This window comes from Pseudomonas sp. CG7 (assembly GCF_023701885.1).
Classification (GTDB): Bacteria; Pseudomonadota; Gammaproteobacteria; order Pseudomonadales; family Pseudomonadaceae; genus Aquipseudomonas; species Aquipseudomonas zanjanensis.
Genome location: NZ_JABAEE010000068.1, coordinates 1 through 17064 on the forward strand (window position 1 = coordinate 1; position 17064 = coordinate 17064).

Sequence of the window (17064 nt, forward strand, 5' to 3'; positions counted from 1 at the left end):
CCCTGAAAGAGAGCTTACTGTGATCGCAAAAGTGGCATAACAAAACGGTGACGCGACAACTACCTTGAAAAACGCCGCGCGAGCAAGCTCGCTCCCACAGTGGATGGGTGTGGAGACCCTCATGGTGCTCAGGCCACCGGCCGCCACGCTCCCACCATATGCTCCAGCGCCCCGGCGCCCACCAGTTGCAGTTGCCCACTGGAGCCCGCCGCGCTGGCCAGCAGGGTCACTTCGCTGGGCAGGCGCACTGGTTTTTTGAAGGTCACGTCAATCTCGATGTTGGCCTCGGCCAGGTGGTCATCCAGCGCCGCCAGGGTCCTGGCCTTGTTCCACAGACCATGGGCGATGGCGGTGGGGAAGCCGAACAGCCGAGCGCTAATACCACTCAGGTGGATCGGGTTGTAGTCGCCGGAGACCTTGGCGTACTGCCGACCGATGTCAGCCGGTGCGGCCCAACGCGCGACTTCAATCAAGGGCAAGCTGGCCTCGGGCGAGTCATCCACGAGCGCACCGTCAAGCTGGACGCCTTTGCACAGCATCTGACTCCGGGCCTCCCACAGCGGCCCCAATTGATCATCGAGGCGGGTCACCAGGTCGAAAACCGCGCCCTTGGCGTGGGCTTGCAGGTTCTCGACGTGGACGCTGGTCCGCACCTGGCCGACCCCGCCCATGGGCCGCAGTACACGAATGCGGTTGCTCAAGTGGATCAGCCCCAACAACGGAAAGGGAAAGTCCCGCCCTGTGAGCAGTTGCATTTGCAGGGCGAACGCCAAGACGTGGGGATAGGTCGGCGGCAGCAGTCCGTTATCGACGAAACCGCAGACCTTGCGATAGGCCGCCAGGCGTTGTGGGTCGACTTGGAGCACTTGGCGCAACCCTTCCTCGGGCAAGGTCGTTCCGGTGACCTTGCGCCGTGTCGCCGCTTTCGAATAAAGCCCGGACATGGATGGCGGGCTGCTGACGTCATGCCATTGGATCGTCATGGTCACGCTCCCAATAGGCTTTGACCGCACACCCGCAAGGCCTGCCCGGTCACGGCGCCGGTGCCCGGTTGTGCGAGCCAGGCCACGGCTTCGGCGACGTCCTGGGGCAAACCGCCCTGGCCAAGGGAACTCATGCGCCGTCCGGCCTCGCGCAAGGCGAAGGGGATCTCGGCGGTCATGCGGGTTTCAATGAAGCCCGGCGCCACGGCATTGATGCTGATCCCGCGTGTCTGCAACTGCGGCGCCCACGCCGGGGCCAGGCCGATCAGCCCGGCTTTGCTCGCCGCATAGTTGGTTTGCCCACGGTTGCCGGCAATCCCGCTGATGGACGCCAGCAGAACCACCCGGCCATTGTCCCGCAGGGTGCCGCTGTCCAGCAGGGCCTTGGTCAGCACTTGCGGCGCGTTGAGGGTGACGGCCAGCACGGCGTCCCAGAATTCCGGGGTCATGTTGGCGAGGGTTTTGTCCCGGGTGATGCCGGCGTTGTGCACCACGATGTCGACGCCGTCGGGCAAGTGCTCGATCAACTGTGGGGCAGCCTCTTCAGCGCAGATATCCAGCGTGACGCTGCGCCCGCTCAAGCGTGCCGCCAGGGCGTCGAGATCGGTCTTGGCCTGGGGGACGTCCAGCAGGACCACGTCGGCGCCATCGCGGGCCAGGGTTTCGGCGATGGCGGCGCCGATCCCGCGGGCTGCGCCAGTGACCAGCGCCTTGAGCCCCGTGAGCGGCCGGGTCCAGTCCTGGAGTTGGTTGTCGCAGGCGTTAAGACGATTGCCCTGCCCGGAAATGAAGGCGCTTTTGGGCGACAGGAAACCCCGCAGCGCACCTTCCAACTGGGTTTCGGCACCGTTGCCGACGTACAGCCATTGCAGCGTCCCGCCGTGGCGCAGCTCTTTGGCCAGGGACCGGCTGAAACCCTCCAACGCCCGCTGGGCACTGGCGGCGAACGGGTCGCCAAGACTTTCCGGCGCGCGCCCGAGGAAGACGACATGGGCGCTGTGGGCGAGGCTTTTCATCAGCGGCTGGAAAAATTCCCGCAGCTGCTTGAGCTGGTCGGCCTGGACCAAATGGCTGGCGTCGTACACCACCGCCTTGATTTTCGGGCCGTGGCCGGGGATCCATTCCGTGGCCAGGGTCGGTTCGCCGCCGTAGATGAAAATGCTGTCGGTCAGGCGCTTGGCAAAGGTGCCGATCTGTTCGGTCAACGGCCCACCGCCCAGCAGCAGCGCGCCTTCGATCGGCCGCAGCCGCCCAGCCTGCCAGCGTTCCAGGCGTACCGGCGAGGGCAGGCCGAGGGACCCGACCATGCGCCGGCCGATGGGCGAATTGGCGAAGTCGATATAACGGTCAGACATGGAACACACTCCGGCTGATGAGGTTCCAAGTGTGGACCATGATTGGCAATCAGTCGTTCGATCGGCGAGATAAAGCCTAAGCTTGTGCCGGAGCGTCTTGTCCAAGGCACCGGATACCTGTGGGAGCGAGCTTGCTCGCGATGCAGGCGCCGCAATTTTTCAGGGATAGCGCGTCATCGTTCATCGCGAGCAAGCTCGCTCCCACAGACGTTCGGGTGTTTCAGCGAGTGCATTCAGACCTACACAGGGAGTTCTTTCATGACACAACTACGTCGCGTCGCGATCATCGGCGGTAACCGCATTCCCTTCGCCCGCTCCAACGGGCTCTATGCCACCGCCAGCAACAAGGCGATGTTGACGGCTGCCCTCGAGGGGCTGATCGAACGCTACAACCTGCATGGCTTGCACATCGGCGAAGTGGCGGCCGGTGCGGTGCTCAAGCACTCCCGGGATATGAACCTGACCCGCGAATGCGTGCTCGGTTCGCGGTTGTCACCAATGACGCCGGCCTATGACGTGCAGCAAGCCTGCGGTACGGGGCTGGAGACGGTGCTGCTGGTGGCCAACAAAATTGCCTTGGGCCAGATCGACAGCGGCATTGCCGGCGGCGTCGACACCACATCGGACGCGCCGATCGCCGTCAACGAGGGGTTGCGCAGGATCCTGCTGCAAGCCAATCGCGCCAAGACCACCGCCGAGAAAATCAAGACTTTCCTGCAATTGCGCCCCCAACACCTGATGCCGGATCTGCCGCGCATCAACGAACCGCGCACTGGCCTGAGCATGGGCGAGCACTGTGAATTGATGGCCCAGACCTGGCAGATCCCTCGGGAGGCGCAAGACCAGTTGGCCCTGGAGAGCCATCAGAAGATGGCCGCGTCCTACGCCGAAGGTTGGCAGCACGACTTGATGACGCCGTTTCTCGGCCTGACCCGAGACAACAACCTGCGCCCGGACCTGACCCTGGAAAAACTCGCGTCCCTCAAGCCGGCCGTCGAAAAAAGCGCCAAGGGCACGATGACTGCCGGCAACTCCACGCCACTGACCGACGGTGCCTCGTTGGTGCTGCTGGGCAGCGAAGAATGGGCCAAGGCCCGGGGCCTGCCGATCCTGGCGTACCTGCGTGACGGTGAAACGGCGGCGGTGGATTTCGTCAACGGTGCCGAAGGGCTGCTGATGGCCCCGGTCTACGCCGTGCCGCGATTGTTGGCGCGCAACGGCCTGACCTTGCAAGACTTCGATTACTACGAAATCCACGAAGCGTTCGCCGCCCAAGTGCTGTGCACGCTCAAGGCCTGGGAAGACCCGGACTACTGCAACACCCGCCTGGGCCTCGACGCGCCGCTGGGGTCCATCGACCGCAGCCGGCTGAACGTGAAGGGCAGTTCCCTGGCCGCCGGGCATCCGTTTGCCGCCACGGGCGGGCGCATTGTCGCCAACCTCGCCAAGTTGCTGGACGCCGCCGGGCGAGGTCGAGGGTTGATCTCCATCTGTGCCGCCGCCGGCCAGGGCGTGACGGCGATCATCGAGCGTTGACGAGGGCGCCGTCCTGGCCGGATGTCAGCGCCTTGTGCTGGCTGGCGTAGCGCTCGGCCAGGATCGAGCAGACGATCAACTGCAGCGGGTGATAGATCATGATCGGCAGCAGAATCAGCCCCAGGCCCGGATGGTTGCCGAAAATCAACGCCGCCATCGGCACCCCGGCGGCAAGGGATTTCTTGCTGGCGCAAAACACCGCGGCGACTTCATCGGCGCTGTTGAATTTCAGGGCGCGGGCGGTACGGGTGGTCGCCCACAGGATGATTGCCAGTAGCACGGCACTGCCCACCAGTGCGCTGAGCAACACGCCGTTGCCTTGCTGGCGCCAGATGCCGGACACCATCGAATTGCAGAACGCCGCGTAGACCAGCAATAGGATGACCAACTTGTCGATGATGCTGGTGTAGCGTTTGTATCGTCCGAAAAAGCCGGCCAGCCAACGCCGCAGGAACTGCCCCAGCACCAGCGGCAGCAGCAACATCAGGCACAGGTCGAGCAAGGTTGACCCCAGGTCGATGCCCCCGGCGCCACTGCCGACGACGAAACTGACCAGCAACGGTGTGAGGAAAATCCCCAGTACGCTGGACAGGCTCGCGTTGAGAATCGCCGCTGGCACGTTCACTTTCGCACTGCCGGTCAGGGCCACCGAGGAAGAGATCGTCGAGGGCAGGGCGCAGAGGTAGAAGAACCCCAGCATCAGCAGCGCCGGCACATGGCTGCCCAGCAGCCAGTTGCTGAGTAGCCAGATCAATGGGAACACGCCAAAGGTGAAGCCCTGCACCATCGCATGCAGCTGGATGTTCTTCAGGCCGTGGCGGATCTGCTCGCCGGACAGGTTGACCCCGTGCAGGAAGAACACCACGAAGATGCCGATGTTGACCACCCATTCGGCATGCATGGCACCGCCCGTGGCGCCAAAGGTCGGGAAGAAATACGCCAACAGCGTGGCGAGCAACATGCCGCACAGGAACCAGTCGGTCACCAGGCGTTTGAGGTGTCTGACGATATGCATAGGGCACCGCAAGTTGTAGGAAAAGTCGACTTAGCCTAACGTCGTCTTCATCAGTCGTCTTGCGACATAAGGCCAATCAATGCCGCCTAACGGACATCAGCAGCTGGAACGCCATATCCCCGACCTCGCGCAATTGCCGAGGCCGCTGTACGCCCGTGTCGAAAGCCTGAGCGCCGGTTCCTGGACCCGAGCCCATCGTCATGATTGGGTGCAATTTTCCTACGCCATTAGCGGGGTTCTTGGCGTACACACCGCCGCCGGCAGTGTTTTTGCCCCGCCACAACGGGGCATCTGGATTCCGGCGGACCTGGAGCACCAGGTGGTGACCTCCACCCGGGCGGAAATGCGCAGCCTGTACGTCCATCGCCACGCTTGCCCCTGGGCCGATGAGCGCTGTCGGGTGCTGGAGGTCACGCCGCTGGCCCGTGAACTGATCAAGGTGTTCTGTCAGCTGCCGGTCGATTATCCCCAGGGTGATACCCAGGAAGAACGGCTGGTGCAGGTGCTGCTGGATCAGTTGGCGACGCTGCCGGAGGTGGGATTTTCCCTGCCGCTGCCGCGACATGCCCGCTTGCTGGCGCTGTGCAACGAATTGATCGAACAGCCCGAACAGAACGTCACCTTGCATGTTTGGTCCGAGCGTCTGGGCACGTCGGAAAAAACCCTGATGCGCCTGTTCCAGCGCGAGACCGGCCTGAGCTTTCGGGCCTGGCGTCAGCGCATGCGTTTGTTGTCGTCCCTGGGCTCGTTGGAGAAAGGCGACAGCGTTACCAGCGCCGCGGTGTCCTGTGGGTATGATTCAACGTCCGCGTTCATTGCCGCGTTCAAGGGGATGTTCGGGTTTACCCCGGGGGAGTTGTTCAAGCATTGAGTCGCCACACTGGCCTACGGCGGCTGTAGGCATGGCTGTCAGCTCTTGTCGCAAATACCTGGGCATTCAGTTGCCAACGCCAGGTCCGGTCTCGGCTATGATTTGGCGCGGTCGATAATCCGGCACAGTGTGTGCATCACCGGTTCATAGGTCGGCAACCCCTCCCCGTGGAGCAAGGATTGCCGTATAACGACTGTCATTCGCGTGTTTGGTAATAAAGGACCCACAATAAAAGCTGATGAAGACTCCAAAACGCATTGAACCCCTGATCGAGGACGGTCTGGTCGACGAGGTGCTGCGCCCACTCATGAGTGGTAAAGAAGCAGCTGTTTATGTGGTGCGCTGCGGCAACGAGCTACGTTGCGCGAAGGTCTACAAGGAGGCGAACAAGCGAAGTTTTCGTCAGGCGGCCGAATATCAGGAAGGCCGCAAGGTGCGCAACAGCCGTCAGGCCCGGGCCATGGCCAAGGGCTCGAAGTTCGGGCGCAAGGAAACCGAGGACGCCTGGCAGAACGCCGAAGTGGCGGCCCTGTTTCGCCTGGCGAGCGCTGGTGTGCGTGTGCCCAAGCCGTACGACTTCCTCGAAGGCGTGCTGCTGATGGAACTGGTGGCCGACGAGTATGGCGATGCGGCACCGCGTCTGAACGATGTGGTGCTGGAGCCTGACCAGGCCCGTGAATATCACGCCTATCTGATTTCCCAGATCGTGTTGATGCTGTGTACCGGTCTGGTGCATGGTGACCTGTCGGAGTTCAACGTCCTGCTCACGCCAACGGGGCCGGTGATCATCGACCTGCCACAAGCCGTGGATGCCGCGGGTAACAACCATGCCTTCAGCATCTTGGAGCGGGACGTGGGCAATATGGCGTCCTACTTCGGCCGGTTCGCCCCGGAGCTCAAGCGCACCAAGTACGCGAAGGAAATGGGGGCACTGTACGAAGCCGGCACCCTGCACCCGGCCAGCGTGCTGACCGGCGAGTTCGACGAGCCGGAAGAACTGGCGGATGTCGGCGGGATCATGCGTGAAATCGAGGCTGCACGCCTGGACGAAGAACGCCGCCAGGCGGTCCGCGCCGCCGACGATGCACCACCCGGAAAGACCGAAGAACCACCGCCGCCATGGATGCAATGATCGGTTGAACAAAAACCCGGCCAATGGCCGGGTTTTTTGTGGCCGGAAAAAGCTCAGCCCCACCGCTAACCCTCTGTGGGAGCGAGCCTGCTCGCGATAGCGGTGGGTCAGCTTGCATTGATGATGAATGTGCCGCCGTCTTCGCGAGCAGGCTCGCTCCCACAGTTATTCGGGGTGGTCGCAGGATCAATGTCTACCACTGATTCATTATAGGAGCGGTGGCATCAACTTTTGCAGCACCCCGACGCCAGTTCCTTCAGGATCGGACAATCCGGGCGGTGGTCGCCGTGGCAGTGTTCGACCAGGTCGTGCAGGGTGTCGCGCAGTTCGGCCAACTCGCGGATTTTCTGGTTCAGCTCATCGATGTGTTGCCGGGCCAGGGCCTTGACGTCGGCGCTGGCGCGTTGGCGGTCTTGCCAGAGGGTCAGCAGCTTGCCGACCTCTTCCAGGGAAAATCCCAAGTCGCGGGAGCGCTTGATGAACGCCAGGGTGTGCAGGTCATCGGTGCCGTAGATCCGGTAACCGCTGTCGGTACGATGTGCAGCCTTGAGCAGGCCGATGGATTCGTAATAACGGATCATCTTCGCGCTCAGGCCGCTCTGGCGGGCCGCTTGGCCGATGTTCATCGCTTGTCCTCCAATGGCTTGGGTGTCCAGAACTTCAACAGTAACGCATTGCTCACCACGCTGACGCTCGACAGCGCCATGGCCGCGCCGGCCAGCACCGGGTTGAGAAAACCGAACGCCGCCAGGGGGATGCCGATCAGGTTATAGATAAACGCCCAGAACAGGTTCTGGCGGATCTTGGCGTAGGTCTTGCGGCTGATGTCCAGCGCCGCCGGCACCAGGCGCGGATCGCCGCGCATGAGGGTGATACCCGCGGCATGCATCGCCACATCGGTGCCGCCGCCCATGGCAATGCCAATGTCGGCGGCGGCCAGGGCCGGGGCGTCGTTGATGCCGTCGCCCACCATTGCCACCACCGAATGGCGCTTCAATTGTTGGACAATGGCGGATTTATCCGCTGGCAGTACCTCGGCGTGGACATTGGAAATCTCCAGCGCCTGGGCCACTACCCGGGCGCTACCTTGGTTGTCGCCGGTGAGCAGGTGGCTGGCGATGTGCTGTTCATCCAAGGCCTGTACGGCTGCCAGAGCACCGGGCTTGAGGGTGTCACCGAAGGCAAACAGGCCTAGCACCCGCGGCACTGCACCTTGTTCGATCAGCCAGGACAACGTGCGCCCTTCGGTTTCCCAAACCTGTGCGGATTCGGCCAGCGAACCGGGGTTCAGACCCAGTTCTTCAAGCAGGCGACGATTGCCCAAGGCCAGGCGGCGCCCGTCGAGGCTACCAGCAATGCCGCGTCCGGCCAGGGACTGGCTGTCGCTGACATCCGGCACGTGCAGGTCGCGCTCGGCGCAGGCATCCAGTACCGCTTTGGCCAGCGGGTGTTCGCTGCCGCGTTGCAGCGCCCCGGCCATTTTCAGCAATGCGTCTTCATCACCGTCCAGAGCGGTCAAGTGGGCGATGCGCGGCGTGCCTGACGTGAGGGTGCCGGTCTTGTCGAATACCACGGTCGTGACTTCATGGGCGCGCTCCAAGGCCTCGGCGTCCTTGATCAGAATCCCGTGGCGCGCAGCCACACCGGTGCCAGCCATGATCGCCGTGGGCGTCGCCAGGCCCAGGGCGCAGGGGCAGGCGATTACCAGCACCGCAACGGCGTTGATCAGTGCGGTTTCCAGTGGGGCTCCGTACAGCCACCAGCCGATCAATGTCGCCAGGGCCAGCACCAGCACCACCGGCACGAAGACCTGGCTGACTTTATCCACCAGTTTCTGAATCGGCGCCTTGGTGGCCTGGGCGTCTTCCACCAGGCGGATGATGCGCGCCAGAACGGTTTCGGCGCCCAAGGCTTGCGTGCGGATCAGCAACCGGCCTTCGCCATTGATAGCGCCACCAGTGACTTTGTCGCCGGGCTGCTTGGGCACCGGCAGGCTTTCGCCGCTGATCAGCGCTTCGTCGGCATGGCTCTGGCCTCCCAGCACTTCACCGTCCACCGGGAAGCGTTCGCCGGGCTTGACCAGCACCCGGTCATTCAAGCGCAGGGCGCTGATAGCAACGTCCCGCTCCTGGCCATCGATCACCTGGATCGCCCGCTCCGGGCGCAAGGCTTCGAGGGCGCGGATGGCGCTGGCGGTCTGGCGCTTGGCGCGGCTTTCCAGGTATTTGCCGAGCAGCACCAGGGCAATCACCACCGCCGAGGCCTCGAAATACAGGTGTGGCATGCTGCCGGGACGGGCGATCGCCCATTCATACACACTCAAGCCATAGCCGGCGCTGGTACCCAGGGCCACCAGCAGGTCCATGTTCCCGGCACCGGCCCGCACGGCCTTGAAGGCGGCGACGTAGAACCGCGCGCCAAAGATGAATTGCACCGGCGTCGCCAGGGCGAACTGCACCCAGGCCGGAAGCATCCAATGCACGCCGAACGGCTGCAGCAACATGGGCAGCACCAACGGCACGGATAGCAGGATCGCCAGCACCAGCGCCAGGCGTTCACGATTCAGGCGGTTGCCCTGGGTATCGGCGGCCTGCTCGGCCTGCCAGACCGTGGCGTCGTAGCCAGCACGCTTGACCGCATCGATCAGGGTTTGTGCATCCACGTGGCCGAGCAGTTCGAGGGGAGCCCGCTCGTTGGCCAGATTGACGTTGACGTTGTTCACGCCATCGACCTTGCCCAGGGCGCGTTCGACCCGACCGACACAGGAGGCGCAGGTCATCCCTTCGATGTACAACTCCAGGGTCTGCACGGGAACGCTATAGCCGGCCGGTTCGACGGCCTGCTTCAAGGCCGGCAGGCTGCCTGCGGGGCCCTGGACTCGGGCCAGTTCCGTCGCCAGGTTGACGCTGACAGCACGGGTACCGGCGACGTTGCTCAAGGCTCGCTCGCCCCGCCCGGCGCAACTGGGACAGGTCATCCCGGCAATGGGTAGATCGAACGTGGTGGATGCGGGCATGGGGCAGGCTCCCTGTAGTGAATGACTACAGGATCAACCTTGCCATGCTGGCAAGGTCAAGCGCCAATCCAAAAGCTGATGCTGAGCTTGTGTGGGAGCGAGCTTGCTCGCGATAGCGGTAGGTCAGTCGACAGCAATATTGGCTGTCTGGCCGCCATCGCGAGCAAGCTCGCTCCCACAGGGGCTGGCAACCCCAAGATGGGTGTTTCAGTAACCGAGCCCAGCCTGCTTGAGGTACATGCCTTCCTGGCTCATGGCGATGCGGAACTTCAGGATGTCACCGGCCTTGAGGTTGATGTTCTGAGACCCTGGCGCGAGCATGCCCGGGTTGCACCCCGGCGCTTGTCCGGGCAGCAATTTCAGGCGCAAGGAGAATTGACCCGGCGGCAGGTTGAACGAGGTGCTTTGCTCCTGGAACAGCCGGGCCGAGAGTTGATCCTGGATGTAGATGCCGATCTCGCAATTGGTCGACACCTCCAGGCGCTCGCGGGAAATGATCAACACGCCATAGTCTTCGCCGGCGGCCGAGGCCTGGGAGGCCACCGCTGAAAGACCGAGCATGCAAAACAGGCTGAACGCTGACCAGCGCATGGCTGAACCTCCGGTGTGAAATCCTTGATGTGTGCAGCTTGGCTGAGGGCGATGCCGATTGCCAGCCCGGCAGTTTTTGTCAGAACTTGACCTTTCCATCGTGGCAAGCTTGAGACTGGCGGCAACCTCAATCCCAAGGAGTCATCCCATGCAAATTTTTAATGTCGAGGGCATGTCCTGCGGTCACTGCGTCAAGGCCATCACCCAGGCGGTCCAGGCCAAGGATCCGGCGGCTGACGTGCGCATCGACCTGGGCACCAAGACCGTCCAGGTCCAGAGTTCGTTGCCGGCCGATGCCGTGGTCGCGGCCATCAAGGAAGAGGGTTATGGGATCAGTGTTGCTTGAGTTTTTTTAATCGTTAGCGACCTATCGGAATGTTCAAGAGCGCCCGGCACGGCTAGACTGTCGGGCTGTCGAACGACGCCTGAGCTGGACGCCCGATGAACCTCCGTACGATTCTGATTCTTGGCGCCTTGAGCGCTTTCGGTCCCTTGGCGATCGATTTCTACCTGCCCGCCTTTCCGGCGATGGCCACGGCCTTCGGTACTGACGAAAAACACATCCAGCTGACCCTGGCGGCCTATTTCCTCGGCTTGTCCATCGGGCAACTGGCCTATGGACCGGTGGCGGACCGCTTCGGACGGCGCATTCCGTTGCTGATGGGCGTCGGCTTGTTCACCCTGGCGTCCCTGGCCTGCGCCTATGCGCCGAATCTCGAATGGCTGATTGGCGCTCGCTTCGTCCAGGCCTTGGGCGGCTGCGCCGGGATGGTGGTTTCCCGAGCGGTGGTCAGTGACAAATGCGACGCGGTGGGCTCGGCGAAGGTGTTTTCGCAACTGATGCTGGAGATGGGCCTGGCGCCGATTCTCGCGCCGATGCTGGGTGGGTTGCTGGTGAACCTGCATGGCTGGCAGTCGATCTTCATTGCCCTGACCGTGTTCAGCGCATTGGCGTCGACGGCGGTGGCCTTGTGGCTGCCAGAAAGCCTGCCGGACGACGTACCTCGGCAACCGTTGTCGGGGGCGTTGCGCCAGTACGGCCGGTTATTGACCGACGCCGGCTACCTCGGCCATGCACTGACGGGGGGCATCGCTATCGCTGGGATGTTTGCCTACATCGCCGGTTCGCCTTTCGTCTTCATCAAGCTCTACGGTGTACCGGCCGAACATTTCGGTTGGCTGTTCGGCACCAACGCGGCGGGCTTCATCCTGGTTGCCCAGGTCAACGCCCGGTTGCTGTCCAAGCGCGGCCCGGCGTTCCTGTTGAACCGCGCGGTATGGGTCTACCTGGGGGCGGGGCTGAGCCTGCTGGCGGTCAGTTCATTGCAGCCGGCGCAGTTGTGGCCGCTGCTGGTCCCACTGTTTATCTGCATCGCCAGCCTGGGTTGCATCCTTCCCAATGCCTCGGCCTGCGCCATGAACGGGCAGGGCGCCCGGGCCGGCAGTGCCTCGGCGATGCTGGGATGCCTGCAGTTTTCCGTGGCCGCCGGGGCAGCCGCGTTGGTGGCGGCGCTGCATGACGGCACCGCGGTGCCAATGGCGCTGGTCATTAGCCTTTGCGGGCTGTTGGTGGTGAGCGCAGCGATGCTGACTCGTCGCCTGCAAAACGCCCGGGCACTGGTCCAGGCCAGTCGCGAAGGCTGACTCAGCCGGCTGCGCGCTGCTGTTGTTCGGGGAAACGATGGGGCGCGTGGATCCGCGCCTGCAAGGTCGTGGCAAAAGCCTGGGCTTCGGTCTCGGTACGGAAGGTGACGACGTGCTGGTCAAGACGCACTTGCCATTGGGATTTTGCCACTTCTTTTATCAGGATCTTCATTGCTGACCTCCTCACGAAAAGATTGCGTTGCAAAGGCCTCGAGTGTAGACCCGAATGCGATCGCATTTGTGACAAGGATCAACTCTCAGACTGACGGTGCAGTTCTAGGTCGATGCAACACCTGTGGCGAGGGAGCTTGCTCCCGCTTGGGTGCGCAGCGCCCACATTGGGGCTGCTTCGCAACCCAGCGGGAGCAAGCTCCCTCGCCACGGGATCGTTAGCGGGGCGACCGCCGTGTTCGGTCAGAAGCCCTCGAGCACAATCTTGCCCTTGGCCTGGCCGCTTTCCAGCAAGGCATGGGCCCGGCGCAGGTTTTCGGCGTTGATGGTGCCGAAATGCTCGCCCACCGTGGTCTTCAGCGTGCCGGCGTCGATCAGGGCGGCCACGCGGTTGAGCAGCTTGTGCTGTTCAAGCATGTCGGCCGTTTCGAACAGCGAGCGGGTGTACATGAATTCCCAATGCAACGACAGGCTCTTGCGCTTGAGCTTGGTCACGTCCAGCGCCTTGGGGTCGTCGATCAGCGCCAGCTTGCCCTGGGGCGCGAGGGCTTCGACCAGTTGGTCCAGATGCTGGTCGGTCTGGGGCAGGCTGGCGACGTGAGTCACCTGGGGCTGGCCCGCTTCTTTCAACACTTCGCTCAAGGGGCGGCTGTGGTCGATCACCAGGTCGGCACCCAGGCTGCGTACCCATTCCTGGGTTTGCGCCCGGGACGCGGAGCCAATCACCTTCAACGCGGTGAGGTGGTGGGCCAGTTGCGTCAGGATCGAACCCACGCCTCCCGCCGCACCGACGATCAACAGGCTCTGGCCCTGGTCATCCTGGCCTTCCTGGATGCGCAGGCGCTCGAACAACAATTCCCAAGCGGTGATGGCCGTCAGCGGCAGCGCCGCGGCGTCGGCGAAACCAAGGGTCTTGGGCATGTGGCCGACGATGCGTTCATCCACCACATGCCGCTCGCTGTTGCCACCGGCCCGGGCGATGGAACCGGCGTAGAACACCATGTCCCCGGCCTTGAACAGCGTGACCTCGCTGCCGACTGCCTTGACCACGCCGGCCACGTCCCAGCCCAGCACCTTGGCGGCGCCACTTTCGGGCTGGACGTTCTGGCGGACCTTGGTGTCCACCGGATTGACCGAAATGGCCTTGACCTCCACCAGCAGGTCCCGGGGACCTGCGACCGGTTCCGGCAGCTCGATGTCCTGGAGCGATTGCGGGTCGGTGATGGGCAACGAATGGTAGTAGGCGATGGCTTTCATGAAGCGGCTCCGTGAGGTGAGTTTCGATGAAGGCCATGTTTAGCTATTTATCACCGAGATAAAACCGGCTAAAACAACAGGCTCTTTCAATAATATTTTGATAATGGAGTCGTCATGCTTCGCTTCGATGACTTGCAATTGTTTGTCCGGGCGGCGGACCTGGGCAGTCTCTCGGCGGCAGCCAGGGTCATGGACCTGTCGGCGGCGGTGGCCAGTGCCGCGTTGAAACGGATCGAGCAGCACCTCGGTGCGCGGCTGTTGGCCCGTTCCACCCGCAGCCTGCGCCTGACGGCTGAAGGCGAGGGGTTTCTCGAATACGCCCGTGCCGCGTTGAGCAGTCTCGACGAAGGCCGGCGCTTATTGACCAGCGGCCAGGACCAAGTCAGCGGGGTATTGCAGTTGTCCGCGCCCTCGGACCTGGGGCGCAACCTGCTGTTGCCCTGGCTGGATGGGTTCCAGCGCGAGCATCCCGGGCTGACGGTGCGGCTGCTGCTGGGCGATCGCATGGCCGACCTGTTCAAGCAGCCGGTGGACATCGCCCTGCGTTATGGCGAGCCGGAAGATTCAAGCCTGGTGGCCTTGCCCGTCGCCCCGGATAACCGTCGAGTGCTGTGTGCGTCGCCAGACTATCTGGCGCGCCAGGGTGAACCTTATCAGTTGGAGCAACTGGCCCAGCACAACTGCCTGTTGTACATGCTGGGCAGCCGGGTCCATGACCGATGGGTTTTTCATGACGGCAAACGGGAGGTGAGCCTCACCGTCAGCGGCGATCGCTTCAGTGATGACGCCGATGTGGTGCGCCGCTGGGCGGTGGCGGGGGCCGGGATCGCCTACAAATCGTGGCTGGATGTGTCCACCGACGTACTGGCCGGGCGCTTGAAAATCCTCTTGCCGCACCTGCAATGCGAGCGTGCGCCCCTCAATCTGCTGTGTGCCCACCGGGCGCAATTGAGCAAACCCATCAACCTTTTGCGGGACATGCTCCGGGACCGCTGCGGTGAGTTGACGGCTCGATTTCCACTCCCGGCGGGGGCGGGCCATTAGTCGCACGCAAATAGAGACTTTTCCCTCATGAACAATCGCCTCCAAAGGTTTCCGGAGGACAGGAAAGCGCGGTCACCGCGCTTATTCTAGCGACCGCCTGCGCCAGAGCAGTAGACGAATGATTCAACAGGGAGTGAATACATGGAACATGCACCTTGCATCAGCCAGATCGCCACGCTGCTGGCTGACCCCAAGCGCAGCGCAATGATGTGGGCCTTGATGGACGGCACGGCCCGCCAGGCCGAGGAGCTGGCGTTGCTCGCCGGATTGTCGCCGTCCTCGGCCAATGCGCACCTGGGGCGCTTGTCCGCGGGAGGTCTGTTGAAAGTCGAAGCTCGGGGTCGCAAGCGGTTTTTCCGCCTGGCCGCGCCTGAAATCGGCGCCGCCGTCGAAGCGCTGGCCAGCGCGACCCTGGTCAGTACGCCACGGCAGATTCCGGAGGTCTTCAAGCGCCGGGTCATGCCGACCAAGACCCCGTCGGCCCCTGCTTCGTTGATGCGGGCCAGGCTGTGCGACGACCACCTGGGGGGAACCCTGGCGGCCGACCTCTACCAGCGCCTGCTGGACGCCGGATGGATCGAGCAGTTCGAACAGCGGGTGATCGTCACGCACAAGGGTGCCAATCAACTGGCCGAGCGGGGCTTATTCGTCCAGGCCCTGGCTTATCGCAATGCCCGTATCGCGTGCCCCTGCCCGGACTGGAGCGAGCGTCGTCCGCACCTGGGTGGCGCGCTGGGGGCGGCGTTGCTGCAACTGTTCATGCAGTCAGGTTGGCTGGCCTTGCCCAACGATTCGCGGGCCTTGCAGGTGACGACGCTCGGCCAGCAGGAAATCCATCGGTTCGCCCGGCAGGATGCCGTGGAGATGGCGTTCTAGGGAACTGCCTGGCGCGTCGTTCAGGGCTGTCGACAGGTCGTATTCAGCAATAGCCTCTCGCAAGGTTCGCGCACACTCGGTCCGGGGAATTTTCGGATTGGGGAGGCAGCATGGACACTCACGGTTACAGCGCGGCGGAACGCCTGGAGCGGTTACCCATCAGTGGGTATCACCTGGTGATTTTCATCATCATCGCCCTGGCGTTTTTCTTCGACTCGATGGACCTGGCGATGATGACGTTCCTGCTGGGCTCGATCAAAACCGAGTTCGGCCTGAGCACCGCCCAGGCCGGTTTGCTCGCCAGCTCCAGCTTCTTCGGCATGGTGCTGGGGGCGTCGCTGTCGGGCATGCTGGCCGACCGGTTCGGGCGCAAGCCGGTGTTCCAGTGGAGCATCGTGTTGTGGGGCATTGCCAGTTACCTGTGCTCCACCGCCCAGGATGTCGAGACCTTGACACTGTTTCGCGTCCTGCTGGGTATCGGCATGGGCATGGAGTTTCCGATTGCCCAGTCGATGCTGTCGGAGTTGATCCCGGCCAAGCGTCGAGGGCGCTACATCGCCTTGATGGACGGCTTTTGGCCCCTGGGCTTCGTGGCGGCGGGGGTGCTGTCGTATTTCCTGCTGCCGGTGATCGGCTGGCGCGACATCTTCCTGGTGCTGGCGGTGCCGGCAGTGTTTGTCCTGGCGATTCGCTTTTTCATTCCCGAGTCGCCGCGCTGGCTGGAACAGGCCGGTCGGGGTGACGAAGCGGACGCAGTGCTCAAGCGGATCGAAGACAAGGTCCGGACCTCGCTGGGACGTCGCGATCTGCCGGAGCCGATCCGCCTGCCAAGGGTGGAGAGTGTGCCGGGCAATTTCTTTTCGGCCCTGGCGCAGATCTGGTCGCCGCTGTATCGCCAGCGCACGATGATGATCTGGAGCGTCTGGGTCTTTGCCTTGCTCGGGTTTTATGGCCTGACGTCCTGGCTCAGCGCACTGTTGCAGCAGTCGGGGTTCGCCGTGACCCAGTCGGTGTATTACACCGTGCTGATTTCCCTGGGCGGGATTCCCGGCTTCCTGATGGCGGCCTGGCTGGTGGAGCATTGGGGACGCAAGCCGGTGTGCATCATCACGTTGCTGGGCGGCGGGGTGATGGCGTTTCTGTATGGGCAGAGCGCGGTGTTTGGCGGCAACGTCGGGCTGCTGATCGGCACCGGGTTGCTGATGCAGTTTTTCCTGTTCGGCATGTGGGCGGTGCTCTACACCTACACGCCTGAGTTGTACCCGACCTCCGCCCGGGCCACCGGCTCGGGTTTTGCTTCGGCGGTGGGGCGTATCGGTTCGCTGCTCGGCCCCTTGGTGACCGGCTGGGTGTTTCCCATCACCGGCCAGGGCGGCGTATTCGCCCTGGGCGCGCTGTGCTTCGCCGTGGCGGCGGGGGGGGTCTGGTTGTTCGGGATGGAAACCCGGGGCAAGACGCTGGAAGAGCTGAGCGAAGCGAACGCCACTGACTAAACACAATCCCCTGTGGGAGCGAGCTTGCTCGCGATAGCGGTTCGGCATTCAATATCGATGTCGCCTGATTGACCGCCATC

Annotated in this window: 16 protein-coding genes; 8 read left to right on the forward strand and 8 right to left on the reverse strand. The window is 63.2% G+C overall.

Going from position 1 to position 17064, the window contains the following annotated elements; all coding sequences use genetic code 11:
• Nucleotides 1-128: 128 nt before the first annotated feature.
• On the reverse strand, nucleotides 129-983 hold the full coding sequence (locus tag HGO40_RS23215; protein ID WP_250964909.1) for a MaoC family dehydratase: 855 nt from the start codon (nucleotides 981-983) through the stop codon (nucleotides 129-131).
• Between the two features lie 2 nt (nucleotides 984-985).
• Nucleotides 986-2338, reverse strand: a complete 1353-nt coding sequence (locus tag HGO40_RS23220; RefSeq protein WP_250964910.1) for a 3-oxoacyl-ACP reductase — start codon at nucleotides 2336-2338, stop codon at nucleotides 986-988.
• 258 nt (nucleotides 2339-2596) lie between these two features.
• Here HGO40_RS23220 and HGO40_RS23225 point away from each other — a divergent pair, with 258 nt between their 5' ends.
• Nucleotides 2597-3874: an acetyl-CoA C-acetyltransferase gene (locus HGO40_RS23225; RefSeq protein WP_250964911.1), complete on the forward strand. Its 1278-nt coding sequence runs from the start codon at nucleotides 2597-2599 to the stop codon at nucleotides 3872-3874.
• Here the strand turns inward: HGO40_RS23225 and HGO40_RS23230 are convergent.
• The gene (locus tag HGO40_RS23230; RefSeq protein ID WP_250964912.1) at nucleotides 3861-4889 is read right to left on the reverse strand and encodes a bile acid:sodium symporter family protein; all 1029 of its coding nucleotides are present in this window, start codon (nucleotides 4887-4889) and stop codon (nucleotides 3861-3863) included. The two genes, HGO40_RS23225 and HGO40_RS23230, sit on opposite strands and share 14 nt — an antisense overlap.
• A gap of 79 nt (nucleotides 4890-4968) precedes the next feature.
• Between HGO40_RS23230 and HGO40_RS23235 the strand changes: the two genes are divergently transcribed.
• A complete protein-coding gene (locus tag HGO40_RS23235; RefSeq protein ID WP_250964913.1) occupies nucleotides 4969-5760 on the forward strand; it encodes an AraC family transcriptional regulator in 792 nt (263 codons plus the stop codon).
• A 238-nt stretch (nucleotides 5761-5998) separates the two neighbouring features.
• Nucleotides 5999-6892 (forward strand): PA4780 family RIO1-like protein kinase, encoded by an 894-nt coding sequence (locus HGO40_RS23240; RefSeq protein ID WP_250964914.1) that lies wholly within the window; start codon nucleotides 5999-6001, stop codon nucleotides 6890-6892.
• A gap of 224 nt (nucleotides 6893-7116) precedes the next feature.
• On the opposite strand, the gene cueR is transcribed toward HGO40_RS23240, so the two are convergent.
• The 3 genes from cueR to HGO40_RS23255 form a co-directional block, all read right to left on the reverse strand.
• Entirely contained in the window at nucleotides 7117-7518 is a 402-nt protein-coding gene (gene cueR / locus HGO40_RS23245; RefSeq protein ID WP_250964915.1) for a Cu(I)-responsive transcriptional regulator, read from the reverse strand.
• A complete protein-coding gene (locus HGO40_RS23250; RefSeq protein WP_250964916.1) occupies nucleotides 7515-9908 on the reverse strand; it encodes a heavy metal translocating P-type ATPase in 2394 nt (797 codons plus the stop codon). Before HGO40_RS23250 ends, cueR begins: the two co-directional genes overlap by 4 nt.
• 207 nt (nucleotides 9909-10115) lie before the next feature.
• Nucleotides 10116-10499, reverse strand: coding sequence for a hypothetical protein (locus HGO40_RS23255; protein ID WP_250964917.1), 384 nt, complete (start codon nucleotides 10497-10499; stop codon nucleotides 10116-10118).
• A 148-nt stretch (nucleotides 10500-10647) separates the two neighbouring features.
• Between HGO40_RS23255 and HGO40_RS23260 the strand changes: the two genes are divergently transcribed.
• The gene (locus HGO40_RS23260) at nucleotides 10648-10845 is read left to right on the forward strand and encodes a heavy-metal-associated domain-containing protein (RefSeq protein WP_250964918.1); all 198 of its coding nucleotides are present in this window, start codon (nucleotides 10648-10650) and stop codon (nucleotides 10843-10845) included.
• Nucleotides 10846-10940: 95 nt separating this feature from the next.
• Nucleotides 10941-12143 (forward strand): multidrug effflux MFS transporter, encoded by a 1203-nt coding sequence (locus HGO40_RS23265; protein ID WP_250964919.1) that lies wholly within the window; start codon nucleotides 10941-10943, stop codon nucleotides 12141-12143.
• 1 nt (nucleotide 12144) lies between these two features.
• On the opposite strand, the gene HGO40_RS23270 is transcribed toward HGO40_RS23265, so the two are convergent.
• Both HGO40_RS23270 and HGO40_RS23275 read right to left on the reverse strand, forming a co-directional pair.
• Complete coding sequence (locus HGO40_RS23270; protein ID WP_250964920.1) at nucleotides 12145-12315, reverse strand: hypothetical protein; 171 nt, start codon at nucleotides 12313-12315, stop codon at nucleotides 12145-12147.
• Between the two features lie 242 nt (nucleotides 12316-12557).
• Nucleotides 12558-13571, reverse strand: coding sequence for a zinc-binding alcohol dehydrogenase family protein (locus HGO40_RS23275; RefSeq protein WP_250964921.1), 1014 nt, complete (start codon nucleotides 13569-13571; stop codon nucleotides 12558-12560).
• Between the two features lie 114 nt (nucleotides 13572-13685).
• Between HGO40_RS23275 and vimR the strand changes: the two genes are divergently transcribed.
• The 3 genes from vimR (at nucleotide 13686) to HGO40_RS23290 (ending at nucleotide 16984) form a co-directional block, all read left to right on the forward strand.
• Nucleotides 13686-14615 carry a transcription regulator VimR gene (gene vimR, locus HGO40_RS23280; RefSeq protein WP_250964922.1) on the forward strand — a complete coding sequence of 310 codons (930 nt, stop codon included), beginning with the start codon at nucleotides 13686-13688 and terminating at the stop codon, nucleotides 14613-14615.
• A gap of 141 nt (nucleotides 14616-14756) precedes the next feature.
• Nucleotides 14757-15491 (forward strand): ArsR/SmtB family transcription factor, encoded by a 735-nt coding sequence (locus HGO40_RS23285; RefSeq protein WP_250964923.1) that lies wholly within the window; start codon nucleotides 14757-14759, stop codon nucleotides 15489-15491.
• 110 nt (nucleotides 15492-15601) lie between these two features.
• A complete protein-coding gene (locus tag HGO40_RS23290; RefSeq protein WP_250964924.1) occupies nucleotides 15602-16984 on the forward strand; it encodes an MFS transporter in 1383 nt (460 codons plus the stop codon).
• Nucleotides 16985-17064 lie beyond the last annotated feature (80 nt).